Origin of the sequence: Bifidobacterium callitrichos, from assembly GCF_008698085.1 — a bacterium.
GTDB lineage: Bacteria > Actinomycetota > Actinomycetes > Actinomycetales > Bifidobacteriaceae > Bifidobacterium > Bifidobacterium callitrichos.
On sequence record NZ_RZJP01000004.1, the window covers coordinates 405,277 to 424,492 of the forward strand.

The following is a 19,216-nucleotide window of genomic DNA, read 5'->3' on the forward strand; positions in this document are numbered from 1 at the left end:
GTGTAAGTTAGTTTGTCGGTGTCTGACCGCGAGCTCGGCGTATCCGAGAGCGTCAGGCAATAAGCTTTCCCCAATATAAAAGGAACGATTATGTACGCGATTGTGAAGGCCGGTGGCCATCAGGAAAAGGTCGAGGTCGGCGACGTCATCCTCGTCAACCGTCTCGACGCCAAGCAGGGCGATACCGTGGAGTTCCCGGTCGCGCTCGTGGTCGATGGCGCCAACGTCACTCTGGCCGCCGCTGATCTGGCCAAGGTCTCCGTCAAGGCCGAGGTCGTGAACGACGAGGCCAAGGGCCCGAAGATCAACATCCAGAAGTACAAGAACAAGACCGGTGTCGCCCGTCGCAAGGGCCACCGTCAGAAGCTGACCGCCGTCAAGGTCACGGCGATCGCCTGATTTTTCCGTCAAAGCTTACACTGACTGAAAGGAACCGATCATGGCACATAAGAAGGGCGCGTCCAGCTCGCGCAACGGTCGCGATTCGCAGCCTCAATACCTCGGCGTGAAGAAGTTCGGTGGCGAGGCCGTCGTCGCCGGCAACATCATCGTCCGCCAGCGTGGCACCAACTTCCACCCGGGCCACAACGTCGGCATGGGCAAGGATCACACCCTGTTCGCTCTCGCCGATGGCTCTGTGAAGTTCGGCACCCGTCGTGACCGCAAGGTCGTCGACGTCATCGCCTGAACACAGCGATAGCGAAAAGCCGCGCCCCTAGGACGCGGCTTTTTTCATATCCCCTCTCTTTCTCCTCGATCCGCGTGCTTCCAAGGATCGACTCAAACGCAACTGTCCCACTCAACGCAAGTGGGAAGTCGCCTGATGCGTTGCCCGACCGTAAGGACTTGGCCAGAGCGGCCCGGAGCGTGTCGGACCATGCATCGGGCGACTTCCCACGAGAAGCGCAGATGTGGGGAACGACACACGAAAAGGCAAATCATGAGTGATTTTGTGGATCGAGTAACCGTCCACGTCAAGGGCGGCGACGGCGGCAATGGTTCCGCCGGCATCCGCCGCGAGAAGTACAAGCCGCTTGCCGGTCCGAACGGCGGCAACGGCGGTGACGGCGGTTCCGTCATCTTCGTGGCCGACCGCAACGCCACCAGTCTGCTCGACTACCGCTTCATGCCGCATCGCACGGCCGCCAGCGGCACGATGGGTCTGGGCGACAACAAGGACGGCTCCAAGGGCGAGGACCTGATCCTGCCCGTGCCGTGCGGCACCATCGTCTTCGCCGCCAAGGGCGCGCAGGGCCAGTCGAAGCGCCCCGGCGAGGAGCTCGCCGATCTGCGTCACGAGGGCGATCGCTACGTAGCCGCCGCGGGCGGTGCCGGCGGTCTGGGCAACATCGCGCTGGCCAACCGCACCCGCCGCGCCCCCGGTTTCGCCCTGCTCGGCGAGCTGGGCGAGGAGCGCGACGTGATCCTCGAGCTCAAGTCGATCGCCGACGTCGCACTGGTGGGCTTCCCGTCCGCCGGCAAGTCGAGCCTGATCGCCGCGATGAGCGCCGCCAAGCCGAAGATCGCCGACTATCCGTTCACCACGCTCGTGCCGAACCTCGGCGTGGTCGTCGCCGGCGATCGGCGCTACACCATCGCCGACGTGCCCGGTCTGATCCCCGGCGCCAGCCAGGGCAAGGGACTGGGACTCGAGTTCCTGCGCCACATCGAGCGCACCGAGATCATCGCGCACGTCATCGATTGCGCGACGCTCGAACCGGACCGCGACCCGATCAGCGACTACGAGGCGCTCGAGCACGAGCTCGCCGAGTACGCGGGCTCGCTGGAGCTGCCGCTCGGCGCGATCCCGATTCCCGAGCGTCCGCGCATCATCATCCTCAACAAGGTCGATGTGCCGGAGGCCAAGGAGCTCGCCGAGTTCGTCAAGCCGGAGTTCGAGAAGCGCGGCATGCGCGTGTTCATCATCTCCACCGCCTCGCACGAGGGCCTGAAGGAGCTCAACTTCGCACTGGCCGATCTGGTCGGGAAGATGCGCGAGGAGGTCGCCAGGCGCGAGGCCGCCGAGGAGGAGGCGCGCGTTGTCATCAAGCCGCTCGAGCAGAAGGGTCGCCGTCGTCGCGTCGCCGACGAGAACGGCACCGCGCTCGACTTCACGATCGAACGCAAGGAGAACGGCAACGGCGACTTCTGGTTCGAGGTCATCGGCCGCAAGCCGGAACGCTGGGTGCAGCAGACCAACTTCGACAACGACGAGGCCGTCGGCTATCTGGCCGATCGTCTGGCCAAGCTGGGCGTCGAGGACGAGCTGCGCCGCAAGGGCGCCAAGCCGGGCGACGAGATCCGCATCGGCCGCGGCGATCGCGCGGTCGAGTTCGACTGGGATCCGACGATCGCGGCCGGCGGCGAGCTGCTCGACGGCACGCCGATCGGCGCGCGCGGCACGGATCTGCGTCTTGAGGCCGACGCGCCGGGCGCCCGTCGACGCACCAACGCCGAGCGTCGTCGCGAATACTACGCGATGATGGACGCGAAGGCCGCCGTCCGCGAGGCGATGATGGCCGAACGCCAGGCCGGCCACTGGGCCGACCCGTCCATCGACGACGATCGCCACGACGAGAACAGCCTCTTCGGCCGCGGCGAGAGCGTCGACGACGGGAACACCGGCGACTCCGGCGAACGGCAGGAGTAGAATCCCGACCACAAGGAGGGAATATGTCCACACCATCGCAGGCCGAGATCCGTCGGCGCATCGCCGAGGCGGAGACCGTCGTCGTCAAGGTCGGCTCCAGTTCGCTCACCAATCCGAACGGACACCTCGACGTCACGCGCCTGAACGCACTGGTCGCCGCGCTGGCCGAGACGCATCGGCAGGGCGCGCGCGTCGTGCTCGTCTCCTCGGGCGCGATCGCGGCCGGTTTCGGCCCGCTCGGCTTCGACTCGCGTCCGACGGACGTGGCCACGCAGCAGGCGGCCGCATCCGTCGGCCAGGGCCTGCTGATGGCGCAGTACGAGGCCGCGTTCGGCCGTTTCGGCGTGCATGCGGGGCAGATTCTCATCACCGCGGAGGACACGATCCGCGCCACCCAGTACCGCAACGTGCAGCGCACGCTCGGACGTCTGCTCGATCTGGGCGTCGTGCCGATCGTCAACGAGAACGACTCGCTGGCCTCCAACGAGATCCGATTCGGCGACAACGACCGCCTCTCTGCGCTCGTCGCCAATCTCGTGAGGGCTGACGCGCTCGTCCTGCTCACCGACGTGGATGGCCTGTACACGGCACCGCCCTCCGAGCCGGGCGCGCACCGCATCGGCTACGTGCCGAACGTCGTGGACGCGCTCGGCGAGGTCAAGGTCGGCGGCACCGGTTCGAAGGTCGGCACCGGCGGCATGGTCACCAAACTGGAGGCGGCTCGCGTGGCCGCCGTCTCCGGCATCCCCACCGTGCTCACCTGCGCGGGCAACGCCGGCCCGGCGCTGATGGGCGATCCCGTGGGCACCGCGTTCGCACCGGTCAAGCACCGCGGGTCCACGCGCCGTCTGTGGATAGGCTTCGCGGCCGAGCCGCGCGGCACGATCATCGTCGACTCCGGCGCGGCGCATGCCGTGCGGGGAGGCAGGGCGTCCCTGCTCGCCGCGGGCGCGCTCGAGGTGCGCGGCGCGTTCTCCGCCGGCGACCCGGTGTGGGTCGACGGCGATGACGGCACGCATCTGGCACGCGGCCTCGCCGGCTACGATTCGGAGGAGATCGAACGTATGCTGGGCCGCAACACGGCGCAATTGAAGCGCATCCTCGGCCCCGAGTTCACCCACCCCCTAGTCCACCGAGACAACCTCGTCCTCGTCTAGCGCTTCTCGCGCGCCCGGATTATCCTTGAAGCCATGACTATGGCTCAATGGCAGACTCTTTCCGACCGTATCAACCATGTGACCCCGAGCGCCACGCTTGCCGTCGATTCCAAGGCGAAGGCCATGAAGGCCGCCGGACTCGACGTCATCGGCTTCGGCGCCGGAGAACCCAACTTCCCGACCCCGGACTACGTCGTCGACGCGGCCGCCGCCGCATGCCGCGACCCGAAGAACTACAAGTACACGCCGACCCCGGGCCTTCCCGAACTGCGTCGCGCGATCGCCGACAAGACGCTGCGCGACTCCGGCTTCGAAGTCGCCCCCGAACAGGTCGTCGTCACCAATGGCGGCAAGCAGGCCGTCTACTCGACCTTCCAGATCCTGCTCAACGAGGGCGACGAGGTCATCATCCCCACCCCGTACTGGACCAGCTACCCGGAGGCCGTCAAGCTCGCCGGCGGCAAGCCGGTCGAGGTCTTCGCTGGCGCCGAGCGTGGCTTCGAGCCCGATCTCGACGCGATCGAGGCGGCCCGCACCGACCGTACGAAGGCGATCATCGTCACCTCCCCGAACAACCCGACCGGCGCCGTGTGGAGCGCCGAGACGATCGAGGGCATCGCGAAGTGGGCGATCGAGCACCACGTGTGGGTCATCACCGACGAGATCTACGAGCACCTCAACTACGACGATGCGCACACCACGTACATCGGCGCCGCAGTGCCCGAGGTGCGCGACCAGCTCATCATCCTCAACGGCGTCGCCAAGACGTACGCGATGCCGGGCTGGCGCGTCGGCTGGCTGATCGCCCCCGAGCCGGTCGCCAAGGCCGCCGCCAAGCTGCAGGGCCACATGACCTCGAACGTCGCCAACGTCTCGCAGCGCGCCGCCATCGCGGCCGTCTCCGGCCCGCTCGACGAGGTGTACCACATGCGCGAGGCGTTCGACGTGCGCCGCAAGGCCATCGTCGCCGCGTTGAACGACATCGAGGGCGTGCACTGCCCGACCCCGACCGGCGCGTTCTACGCGTTCGCCGACATCCGCGAGCTGCTGGGCAGGCCGCTCGGCCCCAACGGCACCGTGTCGGCCACGTCGTCCGATTTCGCCGCCGCCCTGCTTGACGAGGCGCACGTCGCCGCCGTCCCCGGCGAGGCGTTCGGCGCGCCCGGCTACCTGCGATTCTCCTACGCGCTGGCCGACGACCAGCTCGCCGAGGGCATGCGTCGCATGAAGGCCTACGTCGAGGCGTGATTCGTCTCAATTGCCGCAAAACGTTGGTATGAAGCCGATTTCGGTACTTATCGCGTGTCGCGCCACGCCGTGCGACACGCGATTTGTGTAATCGGAAGTCATTCGCTAATATACCGACTTGGCGGTTTTCGCCGTGGCGAAGCGTTCTTCCGGAACGTGGAGCCGAGGTGAAGTTCACCTAGGGAAGTGGCGCAATTGGTAGCGCAACGGTCTCCAAAACCGTAGGTTGTGGGTTCGAGTCCCGCCTTCCCTGCCAAGTTTCTGACGAATACCCCAAGCGAAGGATGGATATGGCGAAGGCTAGCAATGAAAAGGCCATTAAGCCGAATGTCTTCATGCGCATCGGTCTGTTCATCAAGCAGATCATCGACGAGCTTCGCAAGGTTGTGACCCCTACTGCCAAGGAACTGTTCTTCTGGTCCCTTGCCGTGTTCATCTTCGTGCTGCTGCTGATGGCTCTGGTCACCGGCATGGACTTCGGCCTGGTCAAGGCCACGCTGTGGGTGTTCGGCTGATCCTCCAGTAACGACCCCTAGTACACCCGAAGGTGAAAAACGCATGAGCGATGAAGTGAATTTCGATAGCATCGACGCGATGCCCGACCTGCTGGAGAACGAACCGGCTGACGTTCCGGCCGCCCCTGCTGCCGAGGAGACCGCTTCGGTTGCGGACTCCGCCAAGGGTGATTCCTCTGTCGAAACCGAGGCCCCGTCCGTTCAGGACGCTCCTGTCGCCTCCGCTGAATCCTCTTCCGAGTCCTCGGTCAGCCTCGATGATGACGAGGAGAGCGAGACCAACGAGTCCGAGCAGGCCGAAACCACCGATGCCGGTCAGGCCGCCATCGACGAGTTCGCCGCCTCGCTGCGCACTCTCGAGGGCAAGTGGTACGTGCTGCACACCTACTCCGGTTATGAGAAGCGTGTGAAGACCAACGTCGAATCCCGTATTCAGTCCTTCGGTCTCGAAGACAAGATCTTCCAGATCGAAGTGCCGATAGAAGAGGTCGAGAAGCATACCGAGAAGGGCAAGAAGGTCATCACCCGCGTCCGCGTTCCCGGTTACGTCCTCATCCGCATGTGGCCCGATGAGAACGCCCGCCGCATCGTGCGCGAGACCGAAGGCGTCACCGGCTTCGTTGGCCCGACCAAGGATCCGGCTCCGCTCACCCGCAAGGAAGTCGTCGAGATGATGGCTCCGATGATCGCCTCCGAGGCGCTCAAGAAGGCCGGCGACAAGCCTGCCGCCGCCAAGAAGCGCACCGTCGAGGTCTCCTACGCGGTCGGCGATCAGGTCACCGTTACCGACGGCCCCTTCGCCACGATGGCCGCCGTCGTCTCCGACGTCGAGCCCACCACGCAGAAGCTCACTGTGCTCGTGTCCATCTTCGGCCGCGATACGCCGGTGGAGCTGGGCTTCGATCAGGTCGAGAAGCTCGACTGAAACCTGCCTGCAATCCGTCGACGGAGCGTATAACCCCTTTCCTCAGCCTCGACGTACCTTCGTACGCCTTCGGTTTCGGACGGCGTTCTCCGCACACGTCGACGAATTTCAAGAGCTTGTAGGAAATCCCCACACATTGTGTGGGGATTTCTGCGTTGTATCGGCGTGTCGGCCGTCGTGCCGCGGTGGCAGAATTAGAAAGTTCGTGTCTGGAGGGGAGACCCGCTAGCACAGCACAGCAATATAAGTTGCGGGAGGAGACCGCGCGGATCCGTGCGACGTCCGGCTTGGGCCGAATCGTCACCGTTTCATGTGCGGCGACCGGTAGCACCGCGTTATAGAAAGAAGAACCATAACATGGCTCCCAAGAAGAAAGTCTCCGCGCTGATCAAGCTGCAGATTCAGGCTGGCAAGGCCAACCCGGCCCCGCCGCTGGGTCCTGCCCTTGGTTCGCACGGCGTCAACATCATGGACTTCTGCAAGGCGTACAACGCCCAGACGCAGGACAAGATGGGCCAGGTGATCCCGGTTGAGATCACCGTGTACGAAGATCGTTCCTTCACCTTCGTCCTCAAGACCCCGCCGGCAGCGGCTCTGCTGCTCAAGGCCGCCGGTATCGAGAAGGGCACCGAGAACCCGCTGACCCACAAGGTCGGCTCCGTCACCAAGGCTCAGGTCCGCGAAATCGCCGAGGTGAAGATGCCCGACCTGTCCGCTCGTGATATCGAAGCTGGCATGAAGATCATCGAAGGTACCGCCCGTTCCATGGGCATCACGGTGACCGACTGATAAGGAGAAGGACAGATGGCTAAGCATTCCAAGAAGTACCGCGAGGCGGCCGAGAAGGTCGATCGCAACAACCTGTACACCCCCGACCAGGCCATCGCGCTGCTCAAGAGCATGCCGACCCGCAACTTCGACGAGACCGTCGAGGCTGTGCTGCGCCTGAACGTTGACCCGCGCAAGGCCGACCAGCTGGTCCGCGGCACCGTCAGCCTGCCGAACGGCACCGGTAAGACGGTCCGCGTCCTGGTGTTCGCCCGTGGCCCGCAGGCCACCGCCGCTCAGGAAGCCGGCGCCGACATCGTCGGTGATGACGACCTGATCGCCAAGGTGCAGGATGGCTTCCTCGACTTCGACTCCGTCGTCGCCACCCCGGACATGATGGGCAAGGTCGGCCGCCTCGGTCGTGTGCTCGGTCCGCGTGGCCTCATGCCGAACCCGAAGACCGGCACCGTCACCATGGACGTGGCCAAGGCCGTCAAGGACATCAAGGGCGGTAAGATCGAGTTCCGTGTCGACAAGCACGGCAACCTCTCCTTCCTGATCGGCAAGGCCTCCTTCGAGGAGAAGGCTCTGGACGAGAACTTCCGCGCCGTGGCCGAAGAGGTCAAGCGTCTCAAGCCGTCCACCGTCAAGGGCCGCTACGTCACCAAGGCCACCATCACCTCCACGATGGCCCCCGGCATCCCGGTCGACCCGGCCTCCATCGCCTGATTTCGATCATTTCGATCGGTGATGCGGCCGTCGGTCCGCAAGTAACGGACTGATCGGAACATATGAGAGCGCCGGACGCTGAGCACACCTCAGCGTCCGGCGCTCTCATAATTCGATAGGTCACCGGCTGTATTGTTTGCGGACTGCCTCGCCACTGATATTCATCAATTTGCCTATCGCACTCCACGAGTTGCCGCGACGTCGCAGTTCCTCGACGATTTCAACCGTGCGTCTTTTGTTCTCACGTTCGAAGACCTGCCGTTGGTATACGAGTCGTTTTAGGCGTGCTGCCGGATTCGGGTCATCGGCGAGATCGATGGGTTCCGGATAGTCGGAGTCCATCATCTCCTTATCGAGCTCCTCACCCAACTGTTCGTAGTATTCACGGTCATATACGAGCTGATCATTGTCATCATGATCGTGATCCGTTGTTACCTGCATCATCGTCACCCCTTCATCGCGTTCCAATACATGATCTGATACGTCGGTCTGGCCGGCATCGCATGGCAGATCATGATTCTGCCAGCGTCAGCTCCAGCCGAGGCTTCAAAGTAACCGATCTCATATAGTCGGTTACCTTGTGGATCCGGACCGACGACCATGTACGTCGGCGGATCACGGTGAGCATTTATCCCCACCTCCTGACTGTGCGCATACGCGTGCAGAATGACTGACACGGGTACCGGGGGTACCGTCCGGCCGCCCATGACGTGCGGCTTGCGTGCACTGCGCAGGATGATGGGTTCTTCCATATCATAATCCATGTCGCAACCTTAGTTGTCATTCGACGTACACCTATGTGCGTCGACTTACTTCATTGGTATGCGAATGTGCATCATACTGTCCAGCGGAATGATCGATGTGGACGAAGCCCTTGAATTTCTCACAAATCAGTTGAAGAAGTCTCGGTCCGCGACCCTCGCTATGCCGCGTGCATGCGGCCCAGGGCGATGGCGGTGGTGAGGACGTAGGCCTCGCGTGGGTCGGTGGCGTCCCAGCCGGTGGAGTCGGCCGCACGCTTCAGGCGATAGCGCACCGTGTTCGGATGCACGTTGAGCGTGCGCGCGGTGGTTTCGAGCGATCCGCCGGAGGCGAGGAACGTGGAGACGGTGAGCATCGTCGGATCATCGGGATTGGTGCCGGCGAGCGACCCGTACACCACGTCGACCAGTTCGCGTCGCGCGTCCGGATCGCCGAGCAGTGCGCGTTCCGGCAGCGCATCCTCCGCGCGCAGCAGCGTGACGCCTCGTACGGGGCGCGCCGTGCGTGCTCCGGTGACACCGGTGCCGTCACCGGCGAGCGACCCGGACGCCAATGCCGGTGCCGCCTGCAGCGTGGTCAATGCCGCGCCCAGCGTCGCCGCGGCACCCGCAACGCCGTGACGCACCGGTCCCAGGCAGAGCGGCGATGGCGCGACGGCGTTCTCATCGGATACCGTGGCGCCGTCAACGGCATCGTCGTCGGTGACCTTGCCGGTGCCGCCTGCGAACGCAGGCGATACCGCCGTGCACACGACCTCCGGCCGCACGGCCGCCTCGATGCGGATCACCGCGGCCACGACGCCGTCCCGCACGCCGCATACGGGCGATTCGCCGCCCAGATCGGCGACCGCCTGATTCACCGCCTGCATGGTCGCCGCAGCGTTCACGGCCGGTCGTCCCGCGATCGCGAAACAGGGGACATCGCCATCCCATCCCACAACGCGCAGCATCGACGCCACGCGATCGTCGGACAATCCGTCGGCAAGCGACTCGAACGCGACCCGCGTGAGCAGCGCACGGGCATCCGAACGCCCGGCGACCGACTCGTCACCACCATCGGCAACGCCCTCGGAAACGGACTTGGAGACATGCGAGGTCAGCACATCGAGAAAATCAGCCATACCCACCAGTGTAATGACCTCGAGCTCATCCGTCCCGTCACCGGTTCTTGAAGTACCGGAACAGCTGCCGCTCCCTGATCGTGCCTGCACGCGCCAGCGCGCCGACCAGCACACCGACGTACACCGCCACCGGCACGCGCAGCAGCGTGTCGGTGAGCACCATCGCGTCCGTGTCCGTGTTCTCCAGCCACATCCACGCCAACACCGGCATGCACGTGACGATCGCGATCAGTGCCCACACGCTCGTCTCGACCAGCACGCCGACGACCATCGCGCTCTTCGGCACGCCGCAGTGCAATGCGGACGCGAGTTCCAGCCGACGCAGCTGCACCGCGATCCATCCGATCAACAACGCGACGACGCCCGCCACCAGCGGCGACCATACCGTGAGCCGCCCACGGTACGCCGCGATCGCGTCGAACGTGCGCCCCTGAGACGTGTTGAGCTGGGTGACGGTCGGCCGTTCCTGTGTGGCCGACTCATCGCCCTTAGTGGTGACGCGCAGCAGCGATTCGATGTTCTCGGGCACCGGCCACGCCTTGACCCAGCACTGGTCGAACGGTTCGTCGTCCGACGCGGGAACGGGCATGATCGCCGCATACGAGTAGCCGCTCTGACGCCCGTCATCCGGCCAGTCGTAGACGCCGGCGACGTCGACCGTGCGATCGTCACGCAGCGTGACATGGTCCCCGACTCGCACGCCAAGCGGTTTCGCGGCCTCCTGTGACAGCCACACGCCGTCCCCCGAACCGGGCCCCACTGTGTCGCGCGCGGTGGTGGCGCTGTTCGCGAACACGCCGGTCGCGCCGGGCGTCGCCTCGTATGTCGGCACGCCCGTGGATGGCAGGGCCGCGAATGTGAGCTTGCCGGCCTCGCTGCGCACCGCCCCGGAGGCGATGACCCCGTCGAGCGAGGTGAGGCGATCGCAGGCCGCCCCATTGATATGACCGGTGAAGGTGATCGAATACGTGGATCCGCCCGAGGCGACGAACGAGTCGGCGCGCCGCTGGATCGTGGTGATCGACGCCAGATCGGCCAGCATGCACAGCGTCATCAGGCAGATGAGCGTCACGGCCATCGCGCACGCATGCGACGTGCCGGAGACGAGATTGCGCACGGCCTCGTCGAATACGCCGCGCAGTCGCATACGGGCGGGGCGTGGACGTCCGTTCGTATCGGCCATCGCTAACCCACCTCCCCACGGTCGGTGCTGTCGTTGGGCTCGCGATCGGGCTCGCGATCATCCGATTGGAAATCGCCCAGATCGATGAGATCCGTGCACGCGTCACGGGTGCGCGGATCATGCGTGGCGACCACGACGATCGCCCCGCCCATCGACAGCGCGTGCAGACGTTCGTTGACCGTCGCCGCCGTATTGAGATCAAGCTGTGCCGTCGGCTCGTCGACCAGCATGAGATCGGCGCCGCTCGCCACGCCGCGGGCCAGCATGAGCCGCTGCGCCTCGCCGCCCGACAGGTCGCGGAACCGCTTGCCGGCCAAAGCCGTCAGTCCGAACGCGTCCAGCAACTCCATCGCATGCGCGGTCGCGTCCGCACGCCGCTCGCCGCGCGCGATGAACGGCAGCGCCACATGGTCGACGGCCGCCCGACGCGCCACGCCATGCGGATTCTGCAGCACCCAGTTCACACGCGAACAGCCGATGCGCTCCACCGTGCCGTTCGTCGGCGTCACCCACCCTGCGATGATCGACAACAGCGTCGACTTGCCCGACCCGGACGGGCCGGTGAGCGCATACACGTGCTTCGGCAGCAGCGTCACCGTCAGATGCCGGAACAGCATGTCCTCACCCGAGGGATCGAACGTATGCCCCACATCGTTCAGTTCGACGCGCTTACCCTGATCGGCGCTCTGAACGATGCCCTGATCGGCGATCCCCGTCATCGTGGAATCACCCCCGGCAGGGCTCGTCGGAGGCGGGGGAGACGTCCACCGAGGAGAACGAGCCAACCCCGTCCGGCGCGACCATCGTCTTGCCGAGCTGCGAGGCGATGATCGACACCGGCGTCGGCTTGCCTGACACGGTCACGCACGCCTTGCCGCCCGACGCCCGATACAGCGACGACGGCGGCACGGTGACCGCCTCGATCGGCTGCGCCAGCCGCCACGTATACGACACCTGAACGGTGCCGCCCTCACTGCTGCCACCACTCGATGCGCCCGTACCTCCGGAGCCGCCCGTGCCGGCGCCCGAGCCCATCTGTCCGGAGCCGCTTCCCAGACTCGCCAGACGATACTCGGTGCTGCCTGTAATCGCCGACAGCACGCTCTGATCGGTCAGTTCCGTGGTCCCCGTGGGAACAGGCACCGTGGTCGACCCGATCGACAGCACACGATCGCCCGAGACGAGATCACCGGACGTCACACCCGAGCCTGCGGCTCCCGACGCGCCACCCGACGATGCAGCAGCCGCGGACACGGGCAACGTCGCCTTCACGGGCGCCGCGCTGGTGATCAGCAGCTCCGCGCCCTGCGCGATCTGCTGGCCCACGGACACCCGGCATTCGGCGACGGTCGCGCTCGCGGACGGCAGCCAGATGAAGAACGACGGGTCAATCGCCCAACCGCCCTCCTTGGTAATGCGCCTAGCCCCCACGCTGTCGGCCAGCTTGTTGTAGGCGGTGATGGAGTTCCACGTGAACCAGTCGGAATCCGGCGCCGCATAGCCGAGCGCGCGCAGTGCGTCGTTCAGCGAGCGGGCGTCGGGTCCCTTCGTGCCGCTGGTCAGCGTGCGGTACGGCGGTGTGACGGTATGCAGGGCGAGCACCGGTATCGCATCCACGCTGATCGGCGTGCCGCCCGAGGCGATGGTGGCGTTCGCCGCGCAATGCGACGCGGTCACCCTGCCCGCCACCGGTGAGACGATGGTCGAGGAGGTGCCGAGCGTCACCGTCAGTTGCACGGATCGCGCGTCGTCGAACTGCGAGGCGGCGACCTTCATGCTGCCGGCGGAGGTCGAGGATTCCAATGATTGCGGGATGCGCGATCGGGTCAGCAGGAAACCGGCTCCGAGCCCCACGGACACCAGCATCGCCGCCAGTAGGATGAACACCGAAACGGCCACGCCGGTGTGCGCACCCCCGCCGCGCGGCTTCTTCGTCCTATGCATCGCGTCCTCCTCCTGCCCCTGCGCAGTTGATCCTATTCCTACTGTAGATCCTGTTTTTGGGGGAAACACTTCGAGACGTCATCTCGGGGATGACGTCTCTAGTCGGCTTCGCACGCGAACCACTGTTGGACGTCAGGATCGGATTCATCGACGCCGTTGCCGTAATCCCGTTACTGCGCGTTCACTGGATCCTGCGAGCAGGCGAGGAAATGCCGGTAGTCGGGTGACGATTGCTCCATGTACTTGCCGAACATATCCATATACCGGTCGTTGTCATCGTAGATGGTCTCGTATTCCTGCACGGTTAGTCCCTGATCCGCCAATCCATGTTTTTGCAGGCACGCTAGAGACAGTTTCATTAGCTCATTCCGGCTGAGGTTGTCAGGATTGGATTGCAGGGATTGGTACAACGGTACCAGCTCCATGTAGCCGGTTTGGGCATGGCATGCATCGGTTGCCTTGGTCAGGGCTTCTTGGCTCATATCACCGGAAGCGCCTCGCAGTTCCTCGCCGTTATCGGTATAGGACCAGTTCACTCCCTGGCTGCTCATGCACGAGGTATACCGGTCTATGAACTCCTCGAACTCGGCATCGGTGATTTTACCGTCTCTGAGGATGCCTTTGGCCAGTTCGCTACTTGTCGTCTCGTAGTTGTGCCTGAAATCAGAGGCATATGGACCGCTGAATTGCTGCTGCGCATCAGGGGAGGATTGTTGCCCGCATGCGCACAGGGCCATCGGCAGCACCATAGCGAGAGCAGCTGCAAATGCCCTGTGCCCGATACGGTTGTGCATTGCCCCCATCTCGACTCCTTTGATGATGATCGGGTGAGAAACAAGGGCGACAGATGAATGGATGTATTCTGCCGCCCTCGGATTATCAACGATATGGGTTTGGACGACGACTAAGAAACCCTGCCAAATGCGGCTGTGAAGGTATTCGCTGAATGTAGTCCCGTTACATCGGCCCAAGAGCGGACTCCATTTGCTTCCCACCTGCCGTATCGCCATACCCCAAAGCCAAGATCATCGTATCCTTTACGCTGATGTTGTGCTTTGAAGCCGGGATTGGCTTTGGCGTACTCAAGGGTGTACTCGCCTCGCCCATATGGATCGTAAACTGTCGCGACCGCCATTGCTGCGGAGGGCAACATCGCCCCGCCTACTGTCACGCCCACCGCGAGAAATGCTCCGCAGATGGTCTTTCTCAAATTGTGCTTCATGATGTTTTCCTTTCGGTTGATACCCCACTTCGTTGAGGGTAGCTCCATTATGCATCCTGTAGTGGTGGATGATTTGTCGCTGAAGGGAGATGCGTAGTCCTCAGGTTGACGTGCTGGTCCAATAACCGCTTCGATAATCGTGATTTCTCGTATGGTGATATCGAAAGCTCCGAAACAATTTAAGAGATGGAAGGTGCGTATGAATATGCATTCGATGTGGAAAGGCGTGGTATCCATGATGCTTGTGCCCGTATTCCTGTGCTCATTGGTCGTGGGAGAGGGGCTAGTCGTCGGGAACATCGATTTGGTGGGATATCCTATCGCATTGGTTCATTGTCCTCCATGGATACCGCCGCAGTATTGCTCCTGACGATGAATTGGATGGTCTAGACCAAGGGTAGGTGGACGAAGCAGATCCATTGCGCGTCGCGTATTGTGTAGGACAGGTCTCCCCCAGCCTGACCGATGCGTCGTGCATGGACGGTGAGTCCCCTGTTGCCAGGGGACGGGTGCGTCATGGGTGCGATCCCGTTGGTCTGCATGATCTCGATGTAGTCGTCGCACAAGGTGACAGACAGTTGATAGTCCGTGTCCCCGACCGCATACTTCGCCATATTCGCATACAGCTCGTCAATCAACGATCGCAGCATGCGCACGCGCCCGATGTCGGGGTGCACAGTCAGACCGAAGTCGTGCAGCTCCGCGTGACCATGCAACCCTTGTTCGGCAAGTGCCCTGTCATGGTCGTGGCATAGGGCTCGTAGATCGTCGGGCAGGTCGTTGTCGTTCCCACGCGATGCGTCCGTCCGCTGCCCCTCGGACATCGCGTCGATGATGCGATGTACCTGCGTGAGCGCCTGCCGTGACTCCTCATCGATGCGGTTCCATGTTGCGGCATCGACGTCGGGGTGTTCGCTTATGTGCTGCTGCGCGGTCAATGAGATGCTGGCCAGACTCCCCGCCACGGAATCATGTAGCTGCGAGGCATACTCCAGCAGCGACAGCGTGTGGCTGTCCTCCTGCTGCTGGATCGACCGCCGGTATGCTGAGTCCTTGTGCTGTGCCATGTCGTTGCGCTGGCGCAGACCATAGCCTGTGATCTCGGCTATGACTGCACAGGAAAGCAGAAAAACTCCGGCGGACATGGTGGGCCCCTGTACGTGCGGCCCCTCATTGAGCCGGGTCTGTGATAGCTGCATCAGCAGATTGGCCAGAAAACATGCGACCGCCATCGCAATAGTGCCTTCGACGTATACGATGATGCCCGAGGCAAGGCACGTACCCCACAGGCGGCTGGCTCCGCCGCTGGTATCCACGAAGCAGCAGGCAATCTCCACGGCGAGGATACCGCATGCGCCAAGGCGGGGAAGCAGACAGATCAGTGCGATCGATGCCATGTGCAGGATGGATATCATCATGGAATAGGCGTCGACGGTAGGTCTGACGGACCAATCCGCGGCGGTGAGCATGAGCGTGATGATGACCAATGCTAGGCGTGCCCGGTGTGTGCGTAGCTCGCGCACCGGATGTCGCATCGTCTCCGTGAGATCCGCAAGCGCCGCTCGCGCGGCGTTCCTCTCAAGCATCGGACTCTCCAGTCCATTTCGCTACGGCCTCGCGCAGCGAACCAGCGCCCAGTTTGCGCTTGGCCCGCGCGATGAACGACTTCACCGTCGATTCGCTCACCTGCATCGTCACGGCGATGTCCTCTACCGCCAGCCCGCGGGACAACAGGTTCATGACAGTGGTTTCCTTGCCGGACAGCAGCTTGTGATCCGGCTGATGCGTGACTCGGATATGAGCAATCGTCGTGTTGTCGAACAACTCCCCCCATGTGCCGCCCAGCAGCACCGTGCGTAGAGCGTTGAGTATTTGGGCGCGGTCCGCCTTGGAGACGATTCCCTGCGCACCGGCCAGCGCCGCGTCGCGCGCGTAGTATCCGACCGGGAACGCGGTGATCGCCAGAATCGGCATGGTGCCGAGTCTTCTGCGGATGCGCATACACACGTCCGCGCCGCTCCACCCATTGCCGAGCGACATGTCTGTCAGGAGTAGATCCGGTCTGGTGTCTGGAGTCAGGCACCGCTGCACGGTCTGTTCGGCGGATGTTGACGTCCAAGCTACGCGCAGACCATCCGCGCTCGCAATGACGGCACTCAACCCCTGCGCGGTGAAGGGATCGTTGTCAAGTATCGCGATGCCGCAATGGCGTTCGGCGTTCCCATCCATATCACCCATATCTACGATTGTAGGCACCATCATCGCTGTTGACGATGCCTGTTAGGACGTGGGTTCCATCGCGAATCACGCCAGAACGTGAGCAGGAGGAAGCCGAAGCAGAACGCGACGGGCAGCATATGGCGTTCGAAGTTGTTCGCCGGGGCGGTGATCATCACGCCCATGAGCAGCAGCAGCGGCAGGTGCCAGGCGAGCGCACGCCAGCGTCGCAGGACCACCTCGGCGGCACCGATGAGCAGCGTCATGATCACGTAGAAGTTGCCGTGCGTGACCCATCCGAGCACCGGGATCGCGCTCCACGAGTCGGCGAAATTCGCCACCTGCGTACGCCACTTGTGGTGATAGTACTTGATCCACGTCGAATTGACCTGCACGTAGTCGCTGTCCACGTAGTAGCTCATCGACACGTACGGCTGGTCCGCGATGTCGAAGTATCCGTAGCATTTCGCCATCAGCGCGTCGATCGAGACGATCGGATTCGCTTTGACGATCTCGAGCCACGCCTTGTTGAACCCGTCCATGTCCTCCGGCTTGACCGAACGCCAGCGGTAGCTGACCTTCTTCGACTGGATGCCGGACGATTTGACCGGATCGGCGTCCTGCGGGAAGTACGCGTCGGCCATCTGGTCGAGGTTGAACACGGGGGCGAGCTGTTTCCTTGCCGATTCGGGGATCGAATCGGGGTCACGCTGCGCCACGCGCGCGATCATCTGCAGCTGCACGCCGCGGCTTTCGATCGGATCGCCCCCGATGATCGCCCCCGACCTGATCGCCATCGTGATGCCGCCGTGGATGAGGATCGTCGGCAGCAGCAGCGCGACCACGTACGTCGTCCAACGGCGGCGATCCGCGAGCAGTGCCAGCACGAACTCGAAGAGCAGCACGTACCACGCGTATTTCGCCGAGATCAGCATCACCGTGTTCGCCGCGACGAACGCCGCGAACGAGCCGCGGGGGAGCCGGATCGGGCGGGGTGCACGACTTCGGATCCGTCTGCCTGACAGCCTCGCACGGATCCCCGCGATGCCGTGGCTCCGCTCCGACGCCTCGTCCAGCCCGATAGCGCGGCCGTGCGACACCGCCAGACGGTCGCCCGACGTCGCGTACAGCTCGTACCAGATGCCGAAGGCCCACAGGAACGCGAACGCGAACAGCGGCGACTTGGTCAGCGAGATCGTCGAGAACACGGTCAGCGGGCAGATGAGGAAGAACAGCAGCACCGCCACGCGGACCGGCGCGTGCGCGGCCTGAGCCGGCAGCGCCGCACGCACGCCCCGCTCCGGACGGTCGAACCGGCGCGGCATGAGCCGTTCGCCGCCGCGCTCGGGATGCATGAAATCCGTGCGATCCGCGCGCCCCAGCCATGGCAGGTTCAGGAAGCGGTGCATGGTCGCGGCGCTCACGCACGCCGCGAACAGGAACTGCGTGGCCGCGAGCGTGATCGTTCCCCAGTCGTTCGAACCGGTCAGGTATCGGGACGCCGCAAGCGTCGCGCCGTAGAACAGCGTCAGCACGATGTTGTGCTGATCGGTCAGATACGTCGGATCCTCCGGCCACATGTAGTGCGCCGTCGGATAGATGTCCATCGGTGCGAACGAGAAGAACCCGATGTACGGCTGCTTCAGACCCGTCCACTGGTTCCATGCCCAGCTGAACTCGCGTGCCTGACTGCGCAGATCCGCGCCGAACGCGGCGAACAGCGTCGTCGGTGCCCACAGCCATCCGATCAGCAGAATCGCGGTGAGCTTCCAGCGTCTGTTGGTGGCGCGTACGATCCATCGCGCGAGGAACGCACGCGCGAGCCCCGCGGCGGTACGCGTTCGCCGCCATGCGATGCCGATGATGCGGACGATGGATGTGAGGCGATGATGGTTTGCCGAATTGTTCCGTCCGGCCTCGGACCGGCCGGGAGTCTCCGACACGGATGTGGTCGCATCTGCGGTATCCGCTTTCACCGCGTCGCCGGCCGTAATCGTGCCGATGCCGTTGCGATGCCGCATGCGCGGAAGCAGCCGCCGCGGCGAACGGGTGCCGTCCGGATCGGTCGAATAGCCGAGCAGCGGCTGACGTCTCGCCTTGCGTACCAGCGCCACGATGACGATGAGGTAGATGACGAACGCGGCGATGCCATAGCCCGCATTCACCCATCCGAACCGTGCGATCGACGAATCGGCCCAATACAGCGGTCCGACCGCCGTGCACCACGCCATCCACAGGCACGCCGCCACCGCCAGCGCCCATCGGGCGATGCCCCCGATGCGGTCGGTGATGCGATCGGTGCGGCTGGCATGATCACAGTCATGACCATGGTCCGACGCGTGCGACACCACGGCCGTGGTCCGGCTCGAAGGCGTTGCGTGCGCGTCGCCATTGCGGCTATCCTGCGCGCTGGTATGGGGGATGATACGAGGACTGGAGGCATCGGTCATGTCCGCCATTCTACTTGTTCGACTGTTCGTTACCTTCGGGCTACCGTCCGGAGCCGATCGCGGGTGTATTCTGAAACCAGAACAGCCGATGACGGGCTGTTTGCGACACGCCGAGAAGACCGTGTGATTGCAGCGGTTTTCCGCTTCAGCGTGCCTTCGTGTTTGCGCAAATGCGCATGGATGACTATTCTGTTCTTTTGCTGCCGTTCGGATGCGGAACTTCAACTTCATGATTGTTTCCACAGTCCGGATGTGTGTGGTGGTTTGAGAACTCAAGAGTGTGTTTGTACTACTTCTTTATAGTCAATGATTGCCAGTCCGCTGCA

At 63.7% G+C, this 19,216-nt stretch carries 20 protein-coding genes and 1 tRNA gene; 10 read left to right on the forward strand and 11 right to left on the reverse strand.

Translation table 11 applies throughout. The features are described from left to right. Positions 1-90 precede the first annotated feature (90 nt). The 10 genes from rplU (at position 91) to rplA (ending at position 7,992) form a co-directional block, all read left to right on the forward strand. On the forward strand, positions 91-399 hold the full coding sequence (rplU, locus tag EMB92_RS10415; RefSeq protein ID WP_043165782.1) for a 50S ribosomal protein L21: 309 nt from the start codon (positions 91-93) through the stop codon (positions 397-399). Positions 400-439: 40 nt separating this feature from the next. After that, entirely contained in the window at positions 440-688 is a 249-nt protein-coding gene (gene rpmA, locus EMB92_RS10420) for a 50S ribosomal protein L27 (protein ID WP_107043764.1), read from the forward strand. A gap of 252 nt (positions 689-940) precedes the next feature. After that, positions 941-2,650, forward strand: a complete 1,710-nt coding sequence (gene obgE, locus EMB92_RS10425) for a GTPase ObgE (RefSeq protein WP_107043763.1) — start codon at positions 941-943, stop codon at positions 2,648-2,650. Between the two features lie 23 nt (positions 2,651-2,673). Next, on the forward strand, positions 2,674-3,807 hold the full coding sequence (proB, locus tag EMB92_RS10430) for a glutamate 5-kinase (RefSeq protein WP_150394809.1): 1,134 nt from the start codon (positions 2,674-2,676) through the stop codon (positions 3,805-3,807). A 39-nt stretch (positions 3,808-3,846) separates the two neighbouring features. Continuing rightward, entirely contained in the window at positions 3,847-5,055 is a 1,209-nt protein-coding gene (locus EMB92_RS10435; RefSeq protein ID WP_140445723.1) for a pyridoxal phosphate-dependent aminotransferase, read from the forward strand. Between the two features lie 180 nt (positions 5,056-5,235). Beyond that, positions 5,236-5,311 (forward strand) — tRNA-Trp (locus tag EMB92_RS10440). Between the two features lie 34 nt (positions 5,312-5,345). Next, complete coding sequence (secE, locus tag EMB92_RS10445; protein ID WP_043165772.1) at positions 5,346-5,570, forward strand: preprotein translocase subunit SecE; 225 nt, start codon at positions 5,346-5,348, stop codon at positions 5,568-5,570. 43 nt (positions 5,571-5,613) lie between these two features. Continuing rightward, positions 5,614-6,495 carry a transcription termination/antitermination protein NusG gene (gene nusG / locus EMB92_RS10450; protein WP_150394810.1) on the forward strand — a complete coding sequence of 294 codons (882 nt, stop codon included), beginning with the start codon at positions 5,614-5,616 and terminating at the stop codon, positions 6,493-6,495. 357 nt (positions 6,496-6,852) lie between these two features. Next, on the forward strand, positions 6,853-7,284 hold the full coding sequence (gene rplK / locus EMB92_RS10455; protein ID WP_043165768.1) for a 50S ribosomal protein L11: 432 nt from the start codon (positions 6,853-6,855) through the stop codon (positions 7,282-7,284). Between the two features lie 15 nt (positions 7,285-7,299). After that, positions 7,300-7,992: a 50S ribosomal protein L1 gene (gene rplA, locus EMB92_RS10460; RefSeq protein ID WP_043165766.1), complete on the forward strand. Its 693-nt coding sequence runs from the start codon at positions 7,300-7,302 to the stop codon at positions 7,990-7,992. Positions 7,993-8,112: 120 nt separating this feature from the next. On the opposite strand, the gene EMB92_RS10465 is transcribed toward rplA, so the two are convergent. From EMB92_RS10465 to EMB92_RS10515, 11 genes are all read right to left on the reverse strand, one after another. Then, positions 8,113-8,436, reverse strand: a complete 324-nt coding sequence (locus EMB92_RS10465) for a hypothetical protein (protein ID WP_150394811.1) — start codon at positions 8,434-8,436, stop codon at positions 8,113-8,115. 2 nt (positions 8,437-8,438) lie between these two features. Further along, positions 8,439-8,756: a hypothetical protein gene (locus EMB92_RS10470; RefSeq protein ID WP_150394812.1), complete on the reverse strand. Its 318-nt coding sequence runs from the start codon at positions 8,754-8,756 to the stop codon at positions 8,439-8,441. Positions 8,757-8,914: 158 nt separating this feature from the next. Beyond that, complete coding sequence (locus tag EMB92_RS10475) at positions 8,915-9,874, reverse strand: helix-turn-helix domain-containing protein (protein ID WP_150394813.1); 960 nt, start codon at positions 9,872-9,874, stop codon at positions 8,915-8,917. Positions 9,875-9,911: 37 nt separating this feature from the next. Continuing rightward, the gene (locus EMB92_RS10480; protein WP_150394814.1) at positions 9,912-11,057 is read right to left on the reverse strand and encodes a hypothetical protein; all 1,146 of its coding nucleotides are present in this window, start codon (positions 11,055-11,057) and stop codon (positions 9,912-9,914) included. 2 nt (positions 11,058-11,059) lie between these two features. Beyond that, the gene (locus EMB92_RS10485; protein WP_150394815.1) at positions 11,060-11,776 is read right to left on the reverse strand and encodes an ATP-binding cassette domain-containing protein; all 717 of its coding nucleotides are present in this window, start codon (positions 11,774-11,776) and stop codon (positions 11,060-11,062) included. 7 nt (positions 11,777-11,783) lie between these two features. Next, positions 11,784-13,001: a hypothetical protein gene (locus EMB92_RS10490; protein ID WP_150394816.1), complete on the reverse strand. Its 1,218-nt coding sequence runs from the start codon at positions 12,999-13,001 to the stop codon at positions 11,784-11,786. 170 nt (positions 13,002-13,171) lie between these two features. Then, a complete protein-coding gene (locus EMB92_RS10495; protein WP_043165758.1) occupies positions 13,172-13,804 on the reverse strand; it encodes a hypothetical protein in 633 nt (210 codons plus the stop codon). A gap of 101 nt (positions 13,805-13,905) precedes the next feature. Continuing rightward, positions 13,906-14,223, reverse strand: a complete 318-nt coding sequence (locus tag EMB92_RS10500; protein WP_140445710.1) for a hypothetical protein — start codon at positions 14,221-14,223, stop codon at positions 13,906-13,908. 386 nt (positions 14,224-14,609) lie between these two features. Further along, the gene (locus EMB92_RS10505) at positions 14,610-15,809 is read right to left on the reverse strand and encodes a sensor histidine kinase (RefSeq protein WP_043165756.1); all 1,200 of its coding nucleotides are present in this window, start codon (positions 15,807-15,809) and stop codon (positions 14,610-14,612) included. Continuing rightward, positions 15,802-16,461 carry a response regulator transcription factor gene (locus tag EMB92_RS10510; RefSeq protein ID WP_160268286.1) on the reverse strand — a complete coding sequence of 220 codons (660 nt, stop codon included), beginning with the start codon at positions 16,459-16,461 and terminating at the stop codon, positions 15,802-15,804. The genes EMB92_RS10505 and EMB92_RS10510 overlap by 8 nt, the downstream gene beginning before the upstream one ends. Before the next feature lie 20 nt (positions 16,462-16,481). Further along, positions 16,482-18,890 carry a DUF6020 family protein gene (locus tag EMB92_RS10515; protein WP_223847697.1) on the reverse strand — a complete coding sequence of 803 codons (2,409 nt, stop codon included), beginning with the start codon at positions 18,888-18,890 and terminating at the stop codon, positions 16,482-16,484. Positions 18,891-19,216: the final 326 nt, after the last annotated feature.